This window comes from Pseudomonas sp. NFACC08-1 (genome assembly GCF_900106735.1).
Classification (GTDB): Bacteria; Pseudomonadota; Gammaproteobacteria; order Pseudomonadales; family Pseudomonadaceae; genus Aquipseudomonas; species Aquipseudomonas fluorescens_Q.
Genome location: NZ_FNNL01000005.1, coordinates 77,419 through 98,832 on the forward strand (window position 1 = coordinate 77,419; position 21,414 = coordinate 98,832).

The following is a 21,414-nucleotide window of genomic DNA, read 5'->3' on the forward strand; positions in this document are numbered from 1 at the left end:
AGGTCAATGCACAGACCCGGAGGGCAACGGAGAAGGGCTGCTTCGCAGCCCAGCGGGAGCAAGCTCCCTAGCCACAGAAGAAGGGCTAGGCCACCGCCTGGCTATGGGGAAACAACAGATCCACAAAGCGCTCGGCGGTGGGTTGTGGTTCGTGGTTGGCCAAGCCTGCGCGTTCGTTGGCTTCGATGAACACGTACTCGGGTTGATCGGCCGCCGGTACCAGCAGGTCGAGGCCGACCATGGGGATGTCCAGCGCCCGTGCGGCGCGCACCGCCGCATCGACCAGGGTCGGATGCAGGATCCCGGTGACATCCTCCAGCACGCCGCCGGTATGCAGGTTCGCCGTACGCCGTACGAACAGGTGCTCCCCAGCGGGCAGCACGCTGTCGTAGTCGAACCCCGCCGCGTTGAGTGTGCGCAAGGTCTCGCCATCCATCGGGATTTTACTTTCGCCGCCCGTGGCCGCTTGGCGTCGGCGGCTCTGGGCTTCGATCAACGCGCCGATGGTGTGCCGGCCATCGCCGATCACCTCCGCCGGGCGCCGGATCGCCGCCGCCACCACTTCAAAACCGATCACCAGGATGCGCAGGTCCAGACCCTCGTGGAAACTTTCCAGCAAGACCTGGCTATCGAATTGCCGGGCCGCTTCGATGGCGCTCTGCACCTCCTCGATGGTGCGCAAATCCACCGCCACGCCTTGGCCCTGTTCGCCGTCCAGCGGCTTGACCACCACCCGTTCGTGCTCGTCGAGAAACGCCAGGTTGTCATCGGCATTGCCCGCCAACTGTTGGGCCGGCAGGTTCAGGCCGGCGCTTTTCAGCACTTTGTGGGTCAGGCTTTTGTTCTGGCACAGCGTCATGCTGATGGCGCTGGTCAGGTCGCTCAAGGATTCGCGGCATCGGACCCGGCGGCTGCCATGGACCAGGGTGAACAAGCCGGCTTCGGCATCGTCTACCTGTACGTCGATGCCTCGGCGGTGAGCTTCTTCGACAATGATGCGCGCATAAGGATTGAACTGCGCTTCGGGGCCTGGCCCCAGGAACAACGGCTGGTTGATGCCGTTCTTGCGTTTAATGGCGAAGGTCGAGAGATTGCGAAAACCGAGTTTGGCGTAGAGGTTTTTCGCCAGGCGATTGTCGTGCAACACCGACAGGTCGAGGTAACTCAAGCCACGGCTCATGAAATGCTCGATGAGGTGACGCACCAGCACTTCGCCAACACCGGGCCGCGGACATTGCGGGTCCACGGCCAGGCACCAGAGGCTGCTGCCGTTTTCCGGGTCGTTGAAGGCCTTCTGGTGATTCAGGCCCATGACGCTGCCGATCACCGCACCGGTGTCGTCATCTTCGGCCAGCCAGTAGACCGGGCCACCCTCATGGCGCGGGGTCAGGCGCAGTGGGTCGATGGGCAACATGCCCCGGGCTTGGTAGAGCTGGTTGATGGCCTGCCAGTCGGTCTCGCCTTGGGCCCGGCGAATCCGAAAGCCGCGAAACACCCGCGTGGCCTGGCGATAGTCGCTGAACCACAGGCGCAAGGTGTCGGACGGATCGAGGAACAGTTGGGCCGGTTCCAGCCCCAGCACTTGCTGGGGCGCGGCCACGTATAAGGCAATGTCCCTTTCGCCGGGGTGTTCGTTGAGCAGTTCCCGGGCCAGGCTTGCCGGGTCCGGGAAGGTGTGGCCGATCAAAAGTCGGCCCCAGCCGCAATGCACCGCGATCGGGTCGGCGCCCAATTCGCTGCCGTCTTCGGCCAGGCGTGCCTGCAGGCGTTCGTAGGAGGGCGCCTGGCCGCGCAAGAGGCGTTGGTTGTGAACCGTTGCATGAGGTTTCATCGATCAGATTCCTTGCTCGCTGAGCCACAGGTTCAGCGCCGCCAGTTGCCACAGTCGTGAGCCGCGCAATGGCGTGAGCTGGCCGTTGGGGTCGGTCAGCAGGCGGTCGAGCATGGCCGGGTTGAACAGGCCGCGGTCCTGGCTCGGATCCAGCAGCAGTTCGCGAACCCAGGCCAGGGTGTTGCCTTCCAGGTGCTTGAGGCCTGGTACCGGGAAATAGCCTTTTTTGCGGTCGATGACCTCGCCGGGGATCACCCGCCGGGCGGCTTCCTTGAGTACCTGTTTGCCGCCATCGGGTAGCTTGAACTTCGCGGGGACCCTGGCCGAGAGTTCCACCAGGCGGTAGTCCAGGAAGGGTGTGCGCGCTTCCAGGCCCCAGGCCATGGTCATGTTGTCGACGCGCTTGACCGGGTCGTCCACCAGCATCACGGTGCTGTCCAGGCGCAGGGCCTTGTCTACCGCGGCATCGGCCCCGGGCTGGGCGAAATGTTCCTTGACGAAGTCGCCGGCGGCGTCGTTGGCCGTCAGCCATTTGGGCTGCACGGTGGCGGCATATTCTTCATGGCTGCGGTCGAAGAACGCGGCGCGATAGGCCGCGTAGGGATCGCTGGCACCATCGACCTGCGGGTACCAATGGTAACCGGCGAACAGCTCGTCGGCGCCCTGGCCGCTTTGCACCACTTTGCAGTGCTTGGCCACTTCCCGCGACAGTAGATAGAAGGCGATGCAGTCGTGGCTGACCATCGGTTCGCTCATGGCACGGAACGCTGCCGGCAGTTGCTCGATGATCTCTTTTTCGTCGATACGCAGTTGGTGGTGGCGGGTGCCGTAGTGCTTGGCGATCAGGTCCGAATACTGGAACTCGTCACCGCGCTCGCCACCGGCATCCTGGAAACCGATAGAGAAGGTCGACAGGTCCTCTACGCCGACTTCCCGCAGCAGGCCCACGAGCATGCTTGAATCCACGCCACCGGAAAGCAGTACGCCGACATCCACGGCGGCGCGTTGGCGAATGGCGACCGCTTCACGGGTGCTGTCGAGCACGCGCTCGATCCAGTCTTCCAGGTTCAGGTGCAGTTCGTCGGCCCGTGGTCCGTAGGGCAGGGTCCACCAGGTTTTCTGCTCGGTGCTGCCGTCGGCTTCGATGCGCATCCAGGTCGCGGGCGGCAGTTTTTCAACACCCGCCAGCAAGGTGCGGGGCGCCGGGACCACCGCGTGGAAATTCAGGTAATGGTTGAGGGCCACCGGGTCGAGCATCGGGTTGATATCGCCGCCCTTGAGCAGCGCCGGCAATGCCGAGGCGAAACGTAGCCGTTGGCCGGTGCGCGACAGGTACAGCGGCTTCACGCCGAGGCGGTCGCGGGCGATGAACAGGCGCTTGGCATCGCGTTCCCAGATGGCGAAGGCGAACATGCCGTTGAGCTTGGGCAGCAGCGCTTCGCCCCAGGCGTGATAGCCCTTGAGCAGCACTTCGGTGTCGCCACCGGAATGGAAGGTGTAGCCCAGGCCTTCGAGTTCGCTGCGCAGCTCCGGGTAGTTGTAGATCGCGCCGTTGAAGGCCAGGGACAGGCCCAGCTGATTGTCGATCATCGGCTGGGCCGAGCCGTCCGACAGGTCCATGATTTTCAGGCGCCGATGCCCAAGGGCAATGGGTCCCTGGCTATGAAAACCCCAGGCGTCGGGGCCGCGAGGGGCCAGGTGATGGGTGATTCGCTCTACGGCCGCAAGGTCCGCAGGTTGTTGATCGAAACGTAACTCTCCAGCTAATCCGCACATAAGTCCTTACCGGTTTTTCCGTTGGGGAGGGGTCAAGCCGCACCCACCAAAAGGGCGGGTACCCTGAAACTGACCGGAGGGATTGCTGTGAGTTTTAGATCGATGCGTTATAAGCCGGCGGGTAGGGGGTGCCCCATGCCTCACGGGATAAGAGGAACCTGTGGAAGCGAGCTTGCTCGCGATAGCAGTGGGGCAGTCAACTCAGATGCCAACTGATCCACCGCCATCGCGAGCAAGCTCGCTCCCACAAGGGATTGGGGCACACCATTAAAGGGTGTCAGGCCTTGCCCCGAATCAATGCCCGCAACGCAAATCGGTTCGGATGGCAGGCCTCGGCCACGCTGCGGGGCAGCGGCAAAGGCTCGTTGTCCAGCCAGGCGGCGATCAGTTCGCCCGACAGCGGTGCAGTGATCAGGCCACGGGAGCCATGGCCGCTGTTGATGTACAAACCCTCGGACCACGGGCAGGGGGTGTCTGGCACTTGGCGGGCGTCTTTGCCCAGGGCCGAATAGGCCTCGCTGAACGCCTGCCTATCCGCCAACGGTCCGACAATCGGCAAGTAATCCGGGCTGGTGCAACGGAATGCCGCACGGCCTTCGAGGCGTTCCGGGTCCAGGCTGCCGGCGTTCAGGCGATCCACCAGGTCTTGGGAGATTTCTTCGAGCATCTGCAGGTTGCCGGCGTGCTCGGCGGCGGTGGGCGTCAGGTCGTCGCTGTTGAAATCGAAACTGGCGCCCAGGGTGTGCTCGCCCAGCCGCGACGGGGCCACATAGCCTTCGGCGCAAACCACGGTCGCCAGGCTCTGGCTGCGGGTGGTTTGCGGCAACCGGGTGATTTGCCCGCGAATACGCTTGAGCGGCAAGTCGGCGGCCGGTTCGAAACGTTTGATTTCGGCGGCGCTGGCGAGGATCGCCACCGGTGCGCTGGCCAGGCATCGTTCGCCGTCCCATGCCTGCCACTGGCCGTCCACGCGGCGCAATTGCAGCACTTCATGATGGGGCTGCACGTCGATCGCCGTGCCTGAGGCTTGCCAGCGACACAAGGCCGGTGGATGCACCCAGCCGCCCTCGGGATAAAACAGACCACCACAGGCCAGGCCGATGCCGGACCGCACTTGCGCCTCGCACTGATCGAGGGGGTGCAGCAAATCCCTTGGGAACGCCTCGGCCAGTTGTGCCTGACGCTCGGCTTCCTTGCTGTTGAAGGCCAGTTGCAAGACCCCGCAGGCGTCCCAGTCAATGCCGCGTTGCAGTTGTTCCAACACGCGCCGGGTGTAGCCGAAACCGCTGAGGATCATCTGCGACAACGCCGTGCCGTGGGCCGATAGCTTGAGATACAGCACGCCCTGGGGGTTGCCGGAGGCTTCCTCGGCCAAGCCGGCATGACGCTCCAGCAGCGTCACCTGCCAGCCACGCGCGGCGAGGCTGGCAGCGCTGGCACAACCGGCCAGGCCGCCGCCGATCACCAGGGCCCGGCGCTCGCCGATGGGCGGCAAGGGGCGGGCATACCAGGGTTTTGCCGAGGCCGGCGCCGGTGTCTGCTCCGGCCAGCCAAGAAACACACCGCGCAGGATTTCCCACTTATGGCCGATGCCCGGCGTGCGCTTCATCTTGAAGCCCGCCGCGTTCAGCAAACGCCTGACCCAACCGGTGCTGGTGAAGGTGCTGAGGGTGGCGTCGGGAGCGGCCAGCCGGGCCAGTTCGGCGAACAGCTCGGCGGTCCACATCTCTGGGTTTCGGGCCGGTGCGAAACCGTCCAGGAACCAGGCGTCGATCTGCCCGTCCAACTGCGGCAATTGCTCCAGGGCATCGCCGATCAACAGGGTCAGCGTCACCCGCCCATTGGCCAGGACCAGGCGCTGGAAACCCTGATGTATCGCCACGTATTGCTTAAGCAGTTGCTCGGTCTGGAGGGCGAGCTGCGGCCAGAGGGCCAGGGCCCGACACAGGTCCTGCGGGGTCAATGGGTACTTCTCGACGCTGACGAAATGCAGCCGCGCCCCGGTCGGCGCGCATTGTTCGAACAACTGCCAGGCGCAGAGGAAGTTCAAGCCGGTGCCAAAGCCGGTTTCGCCGATCACCAGGCGCCCGTCGGCGGGCAGCGCGGCAAAGCGCTCGGCCAGGTTGTTCTGCTCGAGGAACACGTAACGGGTTTCTTCCAGCCCGGACTGATCGGAGAAATACACGTCGTCGAATACCCGCGAGCGCGGGCGACCCTGGTCGTCCCAGTCGAGTTGGGCGTGGTGCTGTACAGGCGTCATGGCAGGCTCGGTCGAAACTGAGCGGCCATTCTAGCCGATCGGTATCGGCTTGCTTGACCCATCGCAACACAGCGTTGTTCTTGATGGAATCTGCTGCACAGGGCCGCATCCAATCCGCTAGTCTTGCCCCAATCCCTGGAAGGAGCTGTCCATGTTCGAATCCGCTGAAATCGGTCACGTCATCGATAAAGAAACCTTTGAAGCCGAGGTGCCGGCCCTGCGTGAAGCACTGCTGGAAGCGCAGTTCGAGTTGCAGCAGCAGGGTCGGTTTCCGGTCATCGTGTTGATCAACGGCATCGAAGGCGCGGGCAAGGGCGAGACGGTGAAGTTGCTCAACGAATGGATGGATCCGCGGCTGATCGAAGTGCGCACCTTTGACCAACAGACCGACGAGGAATTGGCGCGGCCTCCGGCGTGGCGCTATTGGCGAATGCTGCCGGCCAAGGGGCGCATGGGAATTTTCTTCGGCAACTGGTACAGCCAGATGCTGCAGGGCCGGGTCCATGGCGAGTTCAAGGACCCACGGCTCGACCAGGCGATTGCCGGTGCCGAGCGCCTGGAAAAAATGCTCTGCGACGAAGGCGCGCTGATCTTCAAGTTCTGGTTCCACCTGTCCAAGAAGCAGATGAAGGCCCGGCTCAAGGGGCTCAAGGATGACCCGCTGCACAGCTGGCGCATCAGCCCGCTGGACTGGCAGCAATCCCAGACCTATGACAAGTTCGTCAAATACGGCGAGCGTGTGCTGCGCCGCACCAGTCGCGATTACGCGCCGTGGCATGTGATCGAAGGCATGGACAGCTATTATCGCAGCCTCACCGTCGGGCGGATCTTGCTCGACGGTTTGCGCCAGGCCCTGGACCGGCCGAAGATCAGGCCGCAAAAGGTCAGCGTGGCGCCGCTGCCCGAGTTGGATGGCCAGATCACGTTGCTCGACAGCCTGGACATGACCCGGCGCCTGGACAAAGCCGACTACGAAGAACAATTGATCACCGAGCAGGCGCGCTTCTCTGGCCTGCTGCGGGACAAGCGCATGCGCCAGCATGCCCTGGTAGCGGTGTTCGAAGGCAATGACGCGGCGGGCAAGGGCGGGGCTATCCGGCGGGTCACGGCGGCCCTGGACCCGCGCCAATACAGCATCGTGCCCATTGCCGCGCCCACGGAAGAAGAGCGCGCCCACCCCTACATGTGGCGCTTCTGGCGGCATATTCCCGCACGCGGCAAGTTCACCATGTTCGACCGCTCCTGGTACGGTCGGGTGCTGGTGGAGCGGGTCGAAGGGTTTTGCAGCCAGGCCGACTGGCTGCGGGCCTACGGGGAAATCAACGATTTCGAGGAACAGCTCGCCGACGCCGGCGTGGTGGTGGTCAAGTTCTGGCTGGCCATCGACAAGCAAACCCAGCTGGAGCGTTTCCAGGAGCGCGAGGATATTCCGTTCAAGCGCTTCAAGATCACCGAGGATGACTGGCGCAACCGCGACAAGTGGGACGCTTACCGGGCCGCGGTGTGCGACATGGTCGACCGCACCAGCACCGAGATTTCCCCCTGGACCTTGGTGGAAGCCAACGACAAGCGCTGGGCGCGGGTCAAGGTGTTGCGCACCCTCAACCAGGCGCTGGAAGCGGCTTTCGAGCGGAGTGCAAAGCAGGCTCGCAAGAAAAAGAAGGGCTAGGGCGATGGAGGCGCATACGCGAGGTGAATGATTGTCGCAGTCGGTTATGCAGTGGATTTATGCTCGATTCACTCTCAACCGACTACAACAATGAGGTACAGCCATGCGTGAAGTGGTGATCGTCGACAGCGTACGGACCGGCCTGGCCAAGTCCTTTCGCGGCAAGTTCAACATGACCCGTCCAGACGACATGGCGGCCCATTGTGTCGATGCCTTGCTGGCGCGCAACGACATCAACCCCGCCAGTGTCGAGGACTGCATCGTCGGGGCCGGGTCCAATGAAGGCGCCCAGGGCTACAACATCGGGCGTAACGTGGCGGTGCTCTCGCGATTGGGCACCGGCACCGCCGGCATGACCCTCAACCGCTTCTGTTCCTCGGGCCTGCAAGCCATTGCCATCGCCGCCAACCAGATCGCTTCCGGTTGCAGCGACATCATCGTGGCGGGCGGCGTGGAGTCCATCAGCCTGACGATGAAAAGCGTCAACACCGACCACCTGATCAACCCGCTGCTCAAGGAGCAGGTGCCCGGGATCTATTTCCCCATGGGCCAGACGGCCGAGATCGTTGCCCGTCGTTACCAGGTCAGCCGCGAGGAACAGGACCGCTACGCCTTGCAGAGCCAGCAGCGCACCGCCAAGGCCCAGGCGGCCGGGTTGTTCGATGACGAAATCATCCCGATGGCGGTCAAGTACCGGGTCGAGGACAAGAACACTGGCGCTGTGCAGGTCCTCGACGGTGTGGTCGATCGCGACGATTGCAATCGCCCGGACACCACCTATGAAAGCCTGGCAGGCCTGAAACCGGTGTTCGCCGAAGACGGTTCGGTGACGGCGGGCAACTCGTCGCAGTTGTCCGACGGGGCTTCGATGACCTTGGTGATGAGCCTGGAAAAAGCCCTGGCGCTGGGGCTCAAGCCCAAGGCGTTTTTTCGCGGCTTCGCCGTGGCCGGTTGCGAGCCGGACGAGATGGGCATCGGCCCGGTGTTTTCAGTGCCCAAGCTGCTCAAGGCCAAGGGCTTGCAGATCGCCGATATCGATCTGTGGGAACTCAACGAAGCCTTTGCTTCCCAGTGCCTGTACAGCCGCAACCGACTGGAAATCGATCCCGGGAAATACAACGTCAACGGCGGCTCGATCTCCATCGGCCATCCATTCGGCATGACCGGCTCGCGGCAAGTGGGGCACCTGGTGCGCGAGCTGCAGCGACGCAACCTGCGCTACGGTGTCGTAACCATGTGCGTGGGCGGTGGGATGGGGGCTACGGGGTTGTTTGAGGTGGTTCGTTAACCGTTTGCCGAAGAGGTTGGGGGGGCAATCTGTGGCGAGGGAGCTTGCTCCCGCTCGGCTGCGAAGCAGTCGCCGGCTTATCAGTACCGTGCTGATTGAACAGGGGCCGCTTCGCGGCCCAGCGGGAGCAAGCTCCCTCGCCACATCCTGCCTAGCTGGCAACCTGCGTCAGCTGTAGCATCCGGCCGATATACGCCTCTATTTCCCGCTCTGCCGCCTCGCGGGTGGCGAACGGACCCTCCTGGGTGCCCTCACGTGTATTGAAATAAAACTCGCCGTTGACCCGGCAGATCCGGTCACTGCGAAAAATAGTCGTAGGGGCGGGATCCAAGGCGCGTTTTCCAAGCATGTCGGGTCTCCAGAGTGCAGCAAGGTCTGTTTCAAATGAGCATATGTGTTGTCCCTGATTCCCGCCTGCCCAGCCGATCGACGGCTACGACCCATACAATCCCGTGGGCGGCCTCTGCCCAACTGTCCCTGTGTCGTGACGCAATAGACGCCTAGAATGGACGTCCTTTGTCTTGGGCTTCGAGGGTTGCATGCACATATCGTCCGGTCGCTGGGTCTACGGCCTGTTCCTCGCCCTGCTGACTGCCCTGCTCTGGGGAATCCTGCCGATCAAGCTCAAGCAAGTGCTGCAAGTGATGGACCCGGTCACCGTGACCTGGTTTCGCTTGCTGGTGTCCGGCGGTTTGCTGTTCATCTATTTGGCGGCCACCCGGCGTCTGCCCAGTCACAAGGTCCTTGGCCCGCGCGGAGGCTGGCTGGTGGCGATGGCGGTGCTCGGGCTGGTGGGCAACTACGTGTTGTACCTGATGGGCCTGAATCGCTTGAGCCCCGGCACCGCGCAACTGGTGGTGCAGATGGGGCCGATCATGTTGCTGGTCGCCAGCCTGTTCGTGTTCAAGGAGCGCTTCAGCGTGGGGCAGGGCATCGGCCTGCTGGTGTTGCTGATCGGTTTTACGCTGTTTTTCAACCAGCGCCTGGGTGAGTTGCTGACGTCCCTGAGCGACTACACCGCCGGGGTGCTGATGGTGTTGCTGGCGTCGACGGTCTGGACCTTCTATGCCTTGGGCCAGAAGCAACTGTTGACGGTGTGGAATTCGTTGCAGGTGATGATGGTGATCTACCTGTTCTGCGCGTTGCTGCTCACCCCCTGGGTGCACCCGTTGGAGGCGCTGCAATTGAGTCCGTTGCAAGGCTGGTTGTTGCTCGCTTGCTGCCTCAACACGTTGATTGCCTATGGCGCGTTTGCCGAAGCCTTGGCCCATTGGGAGGCGTCGCGGGTCAGTGCGACCTTGGCGATCACGCCGCTGGTGACGTTCGCCGCGGTGGCGATGGCGGCCTGGTGGTGGCCTGATTATGTCCATGCCGAGCAGATCAATTTGCTGGGGTATGGCGGGGCGGTGCTGGTGGTGCTGGGTTCGGCGTTGGTCGCCCTGGGGCCCTCGCTGATCGCCGGGCTCAAGGCCCGGCGGCAGCGGATGGTTGTAGAGCGATAGACCGCGTTATCGTTCTTCGCGAGCAAGCCCCCACATTCGATCTCATCGGACACAGGTTGTGTATCCGACCCCAATCCATTGTGGGAGCGGGCTTGCTCGCGAAGACAGGTTATCGGTCACCGCAAATCTTCAGCCCTGGCTACCGGCCTCCAGCATATTCTCCGGTCGCACCCAGGCATCGAACTCTTCATCGGTCAGGTACCCCAGTTGCAGTGCCGCTTCACGCAAGGTCAGCCCTTCGCCGTAGGCTTTCTTGGCGATCTCGGCGGATTTGTCGTAGCCGATGTGCGGGTTCAGCGCGGTCACCAGCATCAACCCGCGTTCCAGGTGCGCGGCCATCTGCTCGGCATCCGGCTCGAGCCCGGCGATGCAGTGCTGCTGGAAGTTGCTGCAGCCATCGGCCAGCAGCCGGATCGATTGCAGCAGGTTGTGGATGATCACCGGTTTGAACACGTTCAACTGCAAATGCCCCTGACTGGCGGCAAAGCCGATGGTCACGTCGTTGCCCATGACCTGGCAGGCCAGCATCGACAAGGCTTCGCACTGGGTCGGGTTGACCTTGCCGGGCATGATGGAACTGCCCGGTTCGTTGGCCGGCAATTTCACTTCGGCAAACCCCGCCCGCGGCCCGGAACCCAGCAGGCGCAGGTCGTTGGCGATTTTCATCAGGGTCACGGCGAGGGTTTTCAGGGCGCCGGACAAGGCGGTCAAGGGTTCATGGCCGGCCAGCGCGGCAAACTTGTTCGGCGCGGTGACGAATGGCAGGCCCGACAGCGCCGCCAGTTCAGCGGCAATCGCTTCGCCGAAACCATGGGGCGAATTGAGCCCGGTGCCGACCGCCGTGCCGCCTTGGGCCAGTTCGCAGACCGCCGGTAGCGCGGCGCGGATCGCTCGTTCGGCGTAATCGAGTTGAGCAATGAACGCCGACAGTTCCTGGCCAAAGGTGATTGGCGTGGCATCCATCATGTGGGTACGGCCAGTCTTGACCAGTTTCATGTGGCGCGCCGCCAGTTCCGCCAGGCCGCCGGACAGCTCACTGATGGCCGGGAACAATTGCTGGTGGACGGCCTGGGCAGCGGCAATGTGCATCGCGGTGGGGAAGCAGTCGTTGGAGCTCTGCGAGCGGTTGACGTGATCGTTGGGGTGCACGGGGCTCTTGCCACCGCGGGGGTTGCCGGCCAGTTCGTTGGCGCGCCCGGCGATCACCTCGTTGACGTTCATGTTGCTCTGGGTGCCGCTGCCGGTCTGCCAGACCACCAGCGGGAACTGGTCGTCATGCTGGCCGGCCAGCACTTCGTCGGCGGCCTGTTCGATCAGGCGGGCGATGTCGGCGGGGAGGTCGCCATTGCGATCATTGACCCGTGCGGCGGCTTTCTTGATCAGTGCCAAGGCGTGCAACACCGACAGTGGCATGCGTTCGTTGCCAATGGCGAAGTTGATCATGGAACGCTGCGTCTGGGCGCCCCAGTAGGCGTCGTCCGGGACTTCAACCTGGCCAAGGCTGTCGGTTTCGATACGGCTCATCGGGTCAAACTCCTTAAGGGCTGAATGCGCAGTTTAGGCCCAGATGGGCGGCACCGGTTCCCTCAATCATCCTTCAATCCAGGAGCGGTGGGTTCGGCCCGTCAATCGGACCCGGCAAGCATCGGGGTTGAGGCCCAGCGTTTTTTAGGCGCAGAATGGTCGCCCTTGGGGTTCTACCTCGCCTGTAATGAAAGGAAACTCGATGACCCGTCTTCGTGCCATCTGTACCGCAGTTGCTCTGGTGTGTGCCAGCGGCCCTGTTTTCGCCGATACCGCCAGCCACAACGCCAGCGCCGAAGCGTTCCTGACCCTGGCGCACGCTGACAAACTGGGCACTCCGGTATACATGCAAGTGCAGCAGATGTTTGCCCAGCGCTTTGAACAGACCAAGGCCCCTGAGTCGAAAAAAGCCACCCTGGAAACCTACCAGGCCAAGGCCAATGCCGCGTTGGACCAAGCTATCGGCTGGAACAAGCTCAAGCCGGACATGGTCAAGCTCTACACCAGCAACTTCAGCGAATCGGAGCTCAAGGACCTGGTCGCTTTCTATCAATCGCCACTGGGCAAGAAAGTCCTGGAAAAAATGCCGCAACTGACCCAGCAATCAGCCCAACTGACCCAGGCCAAGCTTGAAAGCGCGGTGCCGGTGGTCAACAAGCTGCTGGCGGACATGACGGCCGAGCTCGAGCCAAAAGCCGCCGCCCCTGCCAAGAAAAAGCCGTAAGCGGAGCCTGGTATGAGCATGCAACAACGCATCGAATCGACACTCGGGCTCTTGCAGCCCGAGCACTTGCAAGTGCTGGATGAAAGCCACATGCACAGCCGTGGCCTGCAGACCCACTTCAAGGCCGTGGTGGTCAGCCAGCAGTTCGAAGGGCTCAATCGTGTCAAGCGTCACCAGAAGGTCTACGGCACGCTGGGCGAGCTGATGGGCGAATTCCATGCGTTGGCGCTGCACACCTACACCCCTGAAGAATGGGCCCAGATCGACGCGGCCCCGGCTTCGCCGACGTGTGCCGGCGGCAGCAAGCACTGAAAGTGGTTGTTTGTCGCGCGGATGTTTGTTGTGGCGAGGGAGCTTGCTCCCGCTGGACCGCGAAGCGGTCCCCTGGAAACTGATCCAGACGACGGCTTCGCCGCCGAGCGGGAGCAAGCTCCCTCGCCACAATGGTCCGGCTCACAGGCGCGTGCAGCTCCTAAAGCCACCGTGTTTTTGCTAGAATCCGCAACGCGCCGCTCACCCGGCGCGTTTTTTTTCGCATCCGGTTCACCCTTTACGAGGGTAGCCACCTGGAGAAACACCCATGGCACAACCCATTGTCGTGGCGGCACTGTATAAGTTCGTCACCCTTGAAGATTACGTCGAGCTGCGTGAGCCCTTGCTCAAGGCCATGCTCGACAACGGCATCAAAGGCACGTTGCTGATCGCCGAAGAAGGCATCAACGGCACGGTTTCCGGCACTCGCGAAGGCATCGATGGCCTGCTGGCCTGGCTCAAGAATGATCCGCGCATGATCGACATCGACCATAAAGAGTCGTACTGCGATGAACAGCCGTTCTACCGCACCAAGGTCAAGCTCAAAAAAGAAATCGTCACCCTCGGCGTCGAAGGCGTGGATCCTAACAAGCAGGTCGGCACCTATGTCGAACCACAGGACTGGAACGCACTGATCAGCGATCCGGAAGTGTTGTTGATCGACACCCGTAACGATTACGAAGTGTCCATTGGCACCTTCGAGGGCGCCATCGACCCCAAGACCACCAGCTTTCGCGAATTCCCTGAATACATCAAGGCCAACTTCGACCCGGCCAGGCACAAGAAAGTCGCGATGTTCTGCACCGGCGGCATTCGTTGTGAAAAAGCCTCCAGCTACATGCTTGGCCAGGGTTTCGACGAGGTCTATCACCTCAAGGGTGGCATCCTGAAATACCTCGAAGAGGTCCCCCAGGAAGAAACCAAGTGGCGCGGCGACTGCTTCGTGTTCGACAACCGCGTAACCGTCCGCCACGACCTCAGCGAAGGGGACTACGATCAATGTCACGCTTGTCGTACTCCGGTAAGCGTAGAAGACCGCGCCTCGGAGCACTATGTGCCTGGCATCAGTTGCCCGCACTGCTGGGACAAACTGAGCGAGAAGACCCGTCGCAGTGCCATCGACCGGCAAAAGCAGATCGAGTTGGCCAAGGCTCGCAACATGCCGCACCCGATCGGCTACAACTACAAGCAATCATCTTCCGAGGCTTGAACCATGGCGTCACGCCTGCTCTATGTGATGGACCCGATGTGTTCCTGGTGCTGGGGTTTTGCGCCGGTGGCCGAGGCGCTGGTAGAGCAGGCGCAGGCCGCGGGGGTGGAGTTGCACCTGGTGGTGGGCGGCTTGCGCACCGGCAGCGGTTCGGCGCTGGAGCCGACCACCCGGCGCTACATTCTTGAACACTGGCAGGCCGTTACCCAGGCCACCGGCCAGCCCTTCAAGCTTGAAGGCGCGTTGCCGGATGGTTTCGTCTACGACACCGAGCCTGCCTGCCGGGCACTGGTCACGGCCCGCAGCCTGGCTCCGGACCTGGCCTGGAAGTTGGTGAAGCTGATCCAGCAGGCTTTTTATGTGCAAGGCCGCGACGTGACCCACGCCAGCGTGCTGGTGGAGCTGGCCGAACAGGCCGGGCTGCCACGCATCGAATTCGCCGCGGCCTTCGATCGCGCCGATCAACATGCGGCCACGGCTGCGGATTTCACCTGGGTACAGGACCTGGGCATTGCCGGGTTCCCCACACTGTTGGCCGAGCGCGATGGCCAGTTGGCCTTGCTGACCAACGGTTACCAGCCCCTGAGCCAACTGTCGCCTTTGCTTGGCCGCTGGCTGGAGCGCGCGACCTGTGCCTGACCGGCCACCAGATACATCGGCCTCGCAGCGCATCGACCGGTTGAGTTGGGCGGAAATCCGTCGCCTGGCCCTCAAGCATAAAAAAGCCCTGTGGATCGCCAATGGCGTGGCCGTGCTGGCCACGCTGTGCAGCGTACCGATCCCGTTGCTATTGCCGTTGCTGGTGGATGAAGTCCTGCTGGGGCATGGCGATACGGCCCTGAAAGTCATGAACCAGGCGTTGCCCATGGGCTGGCAGCGCGCGGCCGGCTACATTGGACTGATGTTGCTGGTAACCCTGGCCCTGCGCTGTGGCGCATTGTTGTTCAACGTGCTGCAGGCGCGCTTGTTCGCCCGCTTGGCCAAGGACATCGTCTATCGCATTCGCATCCGCTTGATCGAACGTCTCAAGCGAATTTCCCTGGGCGAATACGAAAGCCTGGGCAGCGGTACCGTGGCGGCCCATCTGGTCACCGACCTGGACACCCTGGACAAATTCATCGGCGAAACCCTCAGTCGTTTCCTGGTGGCGATGCTGACCCTGGTGGGCACCGCCGGGATCCTGGTGTGGATGCACTGGGAGCTGGCGCTGCTGATCCTGCTGTTCAATCCGTTGGTGATCTACGCCACGGTGCAGTTGGGCAAGCGGGTCAAGCACCTCAAGAAGCTGGAGAACGACAGCACCTCGCGCTTCACCCAGGCCTTGACCGAAACCCTGGATGCCATCCAGGAAGTGCGCGCCGGTAACCGCCAGGGGTATTTTCTTGGCCGCTTGGGGATGCGCGCCAAGGAGGTCCGCGATTACGCCGTGAGTTCGCAGTGGAAAACCGATGCCTCGAACCGCGCCAGTGGTTTGCTGTTCCAGTTCGGCATCGATATTTTTCGCGCGGCGGCCATGCTCACCGTGGTGTTTTCCGACCTGTCCATCGGCCAGATGCTGGCGGTGTTCAGCTATCTCTGGTTCATGATCGGTCCGGTCGAGCAACTGTTGAACCTGCAGTACGCCTATTACGCCGCCGGCGGTGCCTTGAACCGGATCAATGAACTGCTGGCCCGGGCCGACGAGCCCCAGTACACGGGCGTCGTCGATCCGTTCAAGGGCCGTGACACGGTGGGCATCGAGATCCAGGGGTTGAGTTTCGGCTACGGCGAGGAACTGGTGCTCAACCAGTTGAACCTGTCCATCTCGCCGGGCGAGAAAGTCGCCATCGTCGGGGCCAGCGGCGGTGGCAAGAGCACCCTGGTGCAGTTGTTACTGGGGCTGTACACGCCACAGTCAGGCAGCATTCGTTTCGGTGGCGCCACGCAACAGGAGATCGGCCTGGAGACCATCCGGGAGAATGTTGCAGTGGTGTTGCAACATCCGGCGCTGTTCAACGATACGGTGCGGGCAAACCTCGCCATGGGCCGTGAGTGCAGTGACGACGACTGCTGGCGTGCTCTGGAAATCGCCCAGCTCGATGCCACCGTACGGGCGCTGCCCCAGGGCCTGGAGAGCGTCGTTGGGCGTTCCGGGGTGCGGCTGTCGGGCGGACAGCGTCAACGGCTGGCCATCGCTCGCATGGTATTGGCCGACCCACGGGTGGTGATTCTCGACGAAGCCACCTCGGCACTGGACGCGGCGACCGAGTACAACCTTCATCAGGCACTGGCGCGTTTTTTGAGCGCACGCACCACGCTGATCATCGCCCACCGGCTCTCGGCGGTGAAGCAGGCCGATCGGGTATTGGTGTTCGACGGTGGGCAAATCGCCGAAGACGGCGACCATTTGCAGCTGATTGCCGAAGGTGGCCTGTACGCGCGACTCTATGGTCATTTGCAACAGATTCAGCAGCCTTGAGTTTCTAGCGCTTTTCTGCGCTTAGTATCGGAAAAAAAGCAGGCAAACACGCCGATTTTTCTGAATTCCACGCAAAGTCTGTCGATCTGTTCATCCATTCATTCGAAAGGTTGAAAACTAGCCTAGGCTATTGAGTCAGGAGCGGAATTCTGGCGGGTGTTCGTCTGGCAATACCTGTGCAAGGGACCTCATGAAGCAAAAGCAGACTCTCGGAACACCACGGCTGCTAGGCATCGTCTGGCCCTTTATTGCCGTCGTGCTATTTCAGGCATTGCTTGGCGGCGTCAGCCTTTACGTGCTGTCTGCCGTTCGCGGCTATGTGGCGGGGGAGAGTCTCTGGTCCAAGGGCCAGAAAGACGCCATCTATTATCTCAACCTCTACGCCGACAGCCGCGACGAGGCGATTTTCCGCAAATACCAGCAAGCCATCGCCGTCCCCGAGGGCGGCCATGAACTGCGCGTGGCGCTGGATCGCGAACCGCCGGATCTCGAAGCTGCACGGGCCGGGATTCTCCAAGGTGGCAACCATCCGGATGACGTTTCCAGCTTGATCTGGTTGTACCTCAATTTTCGTCACTTCAGTTACCTGGAGGAAGCCATCGATCTCTGGACGGTGGGCGACGGCTACCTGATCGAGCTGGATAACGTCGCCCGGCAGATGCACAACAGCATTACCGCAGGCCAGGCGTCGGAGGTGGATATCCGCGGCTGGAAGGCCCAGATCTTTGCGATCAACGATTCCGTTACCCCGGCTGCCAAGGCCTTCAGCGACGCATTGGGCGAGGGCTCGCGTTTCATCCTGCAGCTTTTGTTGGTGACCAATTTCGCCACCGCCCTGGGACTGATCGTCCTGGCGTTGTTGCGGACCCATAAATTGCTCGCCCAGCGGCAGGTGTTCGCCAACGCGCTGCAGATGGAGAAAGAGCGGGCGCAGATCACCCTGCAATCCATTGGCGACGGGGTCATCACCACCGACGTCGAAGGTGCCATCGCCTACATGAACCCCGCTGCCGAAGCGATGACCCATTGGAAGGCTGAACATGCGACGGGCTTGCCCTTGGCCGCGTTGTTCAATTTGCTCGATGACAATGCCCAGACCGAGGGACTGACCCTGATCGAGCACATCCTCAGCGGTCGGCTCAGCGGTGCCAGCGAACATTCCAAGCTGATCCAGCGCCTGGATGGCAGTACCGTGTCGGTCACCCTGGTGGGCGCGCCAATCCGTCATGCGGGCAAGGTCAGCGGCGCCGTGCTGGTGTTGCATGACATGACCCAGGAGCGCCAATACATCGCCAACCTGTCGTGGCAGGCTACTCATGATGCCCTGACTGGCCTGGCGAACCGCCGGGAATTCGAGTATCGCCTCGAGCAGGCCTTGCACAACCTCACTCGCCAGGTCGGGCGTCATGCCTTGATGTTTCTCGACCTGGATCAGTTCAAGCTGGTCAACGACACCTGCGGCCATGCAGCGGGTGACGAATTGTTGCGCCATATCTGCGCCTTGCTGCAATCGGGGCTACGGGAAAACGACACCCTGGCCCGGCTGGGCGGGGATGAGTTCGGGATCTTGCTGGAGAACTGTTCGCCGGAAGCGGCGGAAAAAATTGCCGAAGGGCTGCGCCAGACCGTGCAGAACCTGCACTTTGTCTGGAAGGGCCGGCCGTTCGTGACCACCGTGAGCATCGGCCTGGTGCATATCGCCCAGACACCGACGACCCTCGAGGCGTCCCTGCGGGCTGCCGACATGGCCTGCTACATGGCCAAGGAAAAGGGCCGCAACCGGGTCCAGGTCTATCATGCCGACGACTCGGAGCTGTCCCTGCGTTTTGGCGAAATGGCCTGGGTCCAGCGCTTGCACATGGCTTTGGAGGAAAATCGCTTCTGCCTCTACGCCCAGGAAATCGCCGCGTTGGGCCCGGGCGACCATGGCGGCGGGCATATTGAGATCCTGTTGCGCCTGCATGACGAAGCCGGGCGGATGATCCTGCCGGACAGCTTCATTCCCGCGGCGGAACGCTACGGCCTGATGACCTCCCTGGACCGTTGGGTGGTGGAGAATGTCTTCAAGATCATCCGCCAGTGCCTGAATGATTCGCGACAGGGGCCTATGGCGATGTGTGCGATCAATCTGTCAGGCACAACGATTGGAGACCAGGCATTCCTCGATTTCCTGCGTAAACAGTTCGTGGCCTACTCGATTCCGCCGGAAATGATTTGTTTTGAAATTACAGAAACCAGCGCTATTTCGAATTTGGGCAGTGCGATCCGCTTTATCAATGAACTCAAGAGCTTGGGATGTTACTTCTCGCTGGATGACTTTTGCGCCGGAATGTCTTCATTCGCCTACCTGAAACATTTACCTGTAGACTTCCTGAAGATCGACGGGAGTTTCGTAAAGGATATGCTGGACGACCCGATTAACCGAGCAATGGTCGAAGTGATCAATCACATCGGCCACGTCATGGGTAAGCGCACGATTGCCGAGTTTGTTGAGACCGCCCAGATCGAGCAGGCATTGCTGGAGATAGGGGTGGATTACGCTCAGGGGTATGTGATCGAACGCCCGCAATTGTTTACCTGTGACACGTTGCAATGTCGGCCGGCCCGGCCGCAGCCGTTGTTATTCAAGGCCCCCGGCACGTTCCGCTGAAACTCTTGCTGATCTGGAAAATCACAATCAAAAGGAGCCCGACAGTGATCGACACATTCAACCGAACAGGCCCGCTCATGGACGCCACGAGCTATCCGAAATGGGCACAGCAGCTCATTACCGATTGCAGCGAGAGCAAGCGCCGGGTTGTCGAACACGAACTGTACCAGCGCATGCGCGACAACAAGCTCAGCGCCAGGACCATGCGCCACTACCTCATTGGTGGTTGGCCGGTCGTCGAACAGTTCGCTTTATACATGGCACAGAACCTCACCAAGACCCGCTTTGCCCGCCACCCCGGTGAGGACATGGCGCGTCGCTGGCTGATGCGCAACATTCGTGTCGAACTCAACCATGCCGACTACTGGGTCAACTGGAGCGCCGCCCACGGCGTGACCCTGGAAGACCTGCAAGCCCAGCATGTGCCGCCTGAGCTGCATGCCTTGAGCCACTGGTGCTGGCACACCAGTTCCTCGGATTCGCTGATCGTGGCCATCGCCGCGACCAACTATGCCATTGAGGGGGCCACGGGTGAGTGGTCGGCGCTCGTGTGTTCCAGCGGTGTCTACGCGGCCGCTTTCGCCGAGGAAGACCGCAAGCGGGCGATGAAATGGCTGAAGATGCATGCCCAGTACGACGATGCCCATCCTTGGGAAGCCCTGGAAATCATCTGTACGCTGGCGGGGATGAACCCAAGCAAAGCCCTGCAAACGGAGCTGCGCCAGGCCGTCTGCAAGAGCTATGACTACATGTACCTGTTCCTGGAGCGTTGCATGCAACTGGAGCAGTCGGAGACGGTGAGCAAGTCCTCATCCACCCGTGAGCGCCTGGCACTGGCCGGGAGCTGATTACTACCGCTACAGATAGCCACAACCTGTGGGAGCGAGCCTGCTCGCGAAGAGGTCTGGACAGTCGACGGGGAGGTTGACTGCAAGACCGCTATCGCGAGCAAGCTCGCTCCCACACAATCTCGCTTGCACAGAGGTTTTCAGCCAGCCATCGCCAGTCGATTACGGCCTTCGCGCTTGGCCACGTACAGTGCGCTGTCAGCCCTGCGCAGCAGGCTTTCCGATGATTCCCCCGGTAGCAGGGTGGCGCAACCCAGGCTGACCGTCAGCTCGATCCTTGTGCTCGCGGCGAAATAATCCTGGGCCTGGGCGGCGTAGCGCAGTCGTTCCCCGACCATGGCCGCAGCATCCCGGCTGGTATTGGCCAGCAGGATCAGAAACTCTTCACCGCCGAACCTGAACACCATGTCCACGTTGCGCAGTTGGCCCTTGATCGACTCGGCCACGGCCTTGAGCACTTCGTCGCCAACGCCGTGACCATGGCTATCGTTGATGCGCTTGAAATGGTCGATGTCGAGCATCAGCACCGACAAGGGTTGCGAATGACGCTTGGCCATGTCGATTTCACGCATCAGCGTCTGGTCCATGGCAATGCGGTTGCCGGTACCTGTCAGCGGATCGCGCAGGGCGCTCTGGGTGGCGGCCCGATAGAGCAACGCGTTGCGCAGTGGATACAGCAGCGCCGACATGCTGGATTCAAGGTCGCTTTGTTCGGCTTCGGTGAAGCGCTGGTTGCGACGGAATACCAGTTCGCCCAGGTGTTCGCCTTCATGGCTGAGGTTATAGCTGAGGGTGTGATGCCCGCGTTGCCCGAACTCCAGGCGCAAATCACTGGCTTTGTGCTGGTAAGCCAGCGCATCCAGGGGCACCAGCCGCTGGATTTCCCGGAAAAACAGGCCGAGGATTCGCTGTGGCTCCAGGCTGGTCTGCAGCTGTTGGCTCAGTTGCTGGCGCAATTGCGAAAGACTGATGGAGCGTGCCGCGAGCGGCGATGGCTGGCCAAGACCCAGACGCTGCAATTTGGCGCTGTCGAAGTCAATCGCGTTGATCTGGGTGGGCGTTTTCATATGGCGTTAGCCCCTAAGCTAAATCTGTCCTGGCAGGTTGGGTGTGGCGGCTTTGGGCTGCGCGTCGTACTGGTCCTTCAGTCCCGTAGGACACTGATTTGAGTTTAGTCTGCTTTCCCTGGCAGGCATAAGTCTCGTCTCAACGTCCACTACTTGCCGAACATGGCATGTTTGAGGAAGTTTAGAGCGAAAGTCGTGCCATTCGGTTCACTTCAATAAAAACCGCTTAGGAATCAATTTATTGGCGGCAAATAGGGATATTTCCAGCGACGTGGGTTTGGCGGTTCGCTTGGTT

16 protein-coding genes are annotated in these 21,414 nt (G+C 61.7%); 10 read left to right on the forward strand and 6 right to left on the reverse strand.

What is annotated here, in order from left to right; genetic code table 11:
* Positions 1 to 85 precede the first annotated feature (85 nt).
* The 3 genes from ngg to mnmC form a co-directional block, all read right to left on the reverse strand.
* Entirely contained in the window at positions 86 to 1,831 is a 1,746-nt protein-coding gene (ngg, locus tag BLU76_RS12330) for an N-acetylglutaminylglutamine synthetase (protein ID WP_092222874.1), read from the reverse strand.
* Positions 1,832 to 1,834: 3 nt separating this feature from the next.
* Complete coding sequence (locus BLU76_RS12335; protein WP_092222876.1) at positions 1,835 to 3,607, reverse strand: N-acetylglutaminylglutamine amidotransferase; 1,773 nt, start codon at positions 3,605 to 3,607, stop codon at positions 1,835 to 1,837.
* A 277-nt stretch (positions 3,608 to 3,884) separates the two neighbouring features.
* Positions 3,885 to 5,867: a bifunctional tRNA (5-methylaminomethyl-2-thiouridine)(34)-methyltransferase MnmC2/FAD-dependent 5-carboxymethylaminomethyl-2-thiouridine(34) oxidoreductase MnmC1 gene (gene mnmC, locus BLU76_RS12340; protein ID WP_092222878.1), complete on the reverse strand. Its 1,983-nt coding sequence runs from the start codon at positions 5,865 to 5,867 to the stop codon at positions 3,885 to 3,887.
* A 151-nt stretch (positions 5,868 to 6,018) separates the two neighbouring features.
* Here mnmC and pap point away from each other — a divergent pair, with 151 nt between their 5' ends.
* Together pap and BLU76_RS12350 are read left to right on the forward strand one after the other, a co-directional pair.
* Positions 6,019 to 7,536 (forward strand): polyphosphate:AMP phosphotransferase, encoded by a 1,518-nt coding sequence (gene pap / locus BLU76_RS12345; protein ID WP_092222880.1) that lies wholly within the window; start codon positions 6,019 to 6,021, stop codon positions 7,534 to 7,536.
* A gap of 103 nt (positions 7,537 to 7,639) precedes the next feature.
* Positions 7,640 to 8,824 carry a thiolase family protein gene (locus BLU76_RS12350; RefSeq protein ID WP_092222882.1) on the forward strand — a complete coding sequence of 395 codons (1,185 nt, stop codon included), beginning with the start codon at positions 7,640 to 7,642 and terminating at the stop codon, positions 8,822 to 8,824.
* Positions 8,825 to 8,975: 151 nt separating this feature from the next.
* On the opposite strand, the gene BLU76_RS12355 is transcribed toward BLU76_RS12350, so the two are convergent.
* Positions 8,976 to 9,173 carry a DUF6316 family protein gene (locus BLU76_RS12355; RefSeq protein ID WP_063322371.1) on the reverse strand — a complete coding sequence of 66 codons (198 nt, stop codon included), beginning with the start codon at positions 9,171 to 9,173 and terminating at the stop codon, positions 8,976 to 8,978.
* Between the two features lie 190 nt (positions 9,174 to 9,363).
* Between BLU76_RS12355 and BLU76_RS12360 the strand changes: the two genes are divergently transcribed.
* Entirely contained in the window at positions 9,364 to 10,326 is a 963-nt protein-coding gene (locus tag BLU76_RS12360; protein WP_063322370.1) for a DMT family transporter, read from the forward strand.
* A 129-nt stretch (positions 10,327 to 10,455) separates the two neighbouring features.
* Here BLU76_RS12360 and BLU76_RS12365 read toward each other — a convergent pair whose 3' ends face one another.
* Positions 10,456 to 11,850, reverse strand: coding sequence for a class II fumarate hydratase (locus BLU76_RS12365; protein ID WP_063322369.1), 1,395 nt, complete (start codon positions 11,848 to 11,850; stop codon positions 10,456 to 10,458).
* Between the two features lie 202 nt (positions 11,851 to 12,052).
* On the opposite strand from BLU76_RS12365, the gene BLU76_RS12370 reads away from it, so the two are divergent.
* From BLU76_RS12370 to BLU76_RS12400, 7 genes are all read left to right on the forward strand, one after another.
* On the forward strand, positions 12,053 to 12,574 hold the full coding sequence (locus BLU76_RS12370) for a DUF2059 domain-containing protein (RefSeq protein WP_042732949.1): 522 nt from the start codon (positions 12,053 to 12,055) through the stop codon (positions 12,572 to 12,574).
* 12 nt (positions 12,575 to 12,586) lie between these two features.
* Positions 12,587 to 12,886 (forward strand): BolA family protein, encoded by a 300-nt coding sequence (locus BLU76_RS12375; RefSeq protein WP_014337210.1) that lies wholly within the window; start codon positions 12,587 to 12,589, stop codon positions 12,884 to 12,886.
* A gap of 268 nt (positions 12,887 to 13,154) precedes the next feature.
* Positions 13,155 to 14,096 (forward strand): oxygen-dependent tRNA uridine(34) hydroxylase TrhO, encoded by a 942-nt coding sequence (locus BLU76_RS12380; protein ID WP_063322368.1) that lies wholly within the window; start codon positions 13,155 to 13,157, stop codon positions 14,094 to 14,096.
* 36 nt (positions 14,097 to 14,132) lie between these two features.
* A complete protein-coding gene (locus BLU76_RS12385) occupies positions 14,133 to 14,735 on the forward strand; it encodes a DsbA family protein (protein WP_170845901.1) in 603 nt (200 codons plus the stop codon).
* Positions 14,728 to 16,554 carry an ABC transporter ATP-binding protein gene (locus BLU76_RS12390; protein WP_092144926.1) on the forward strand — a complete coding sequence of 609 codons (1,827 nt, stop codon included), beginning with the start codon at positions 14,728 to 14,730 and terminating at the stop codon, positions 16,552 to 16,554. The genes BLU76_RS12385 and BLU76_RS12390 overlap by 8 nt, the downstream gene beginning before the upstream one ends.
* A 190-nt stretch (positions 16,555 to 16,744) precedes the next feature.
* Positions 16,745 to 19,204, forward strand: a complete 2,460-nt coding sequence (locus BLU76_RS12395) for an EAL domain-containing protein (protein WP_063322365.1) — start codon at positions 16,745 to 16,747, stop codon at positions 19,202 to 19,204.
* Between the two features lie 77 nt (positions 19,205 to 19,281).
* The gene (locus BLU76_RS12400; protein WP_219737843.1) at positions 19,282 to 20,052 is read left to right on the forward strand and encodes an iron-containing redox enzyme family protein; all 771 of its coding nucleotides are present in this window, start codon (positions 19,282 to 19,284) and stop codon (positions 20,050 to 20,052) included.
* Between the two features lie 140 nt (positions 20,053 to 20,192).
* Here the strand turns inward: BLU76_RS12400 and BLU76_RS12405 are convergent, their stop codons facing one another.
* The gene (locus tag BLU76_RS12405; protein WP_092222884.1) at positions 20,193 to 21,119 is read right to left on the reverse strand and encodes a GGDEF domain-containing protein; all 927 of its coding nucleotides are present in this window, start codon (positions 21,117 to 21,119) and stop codon (positions 20,193 to 20,195) included.
* Positions 21,120 to 21,414 lie beyond the last annotated feature (295 nt).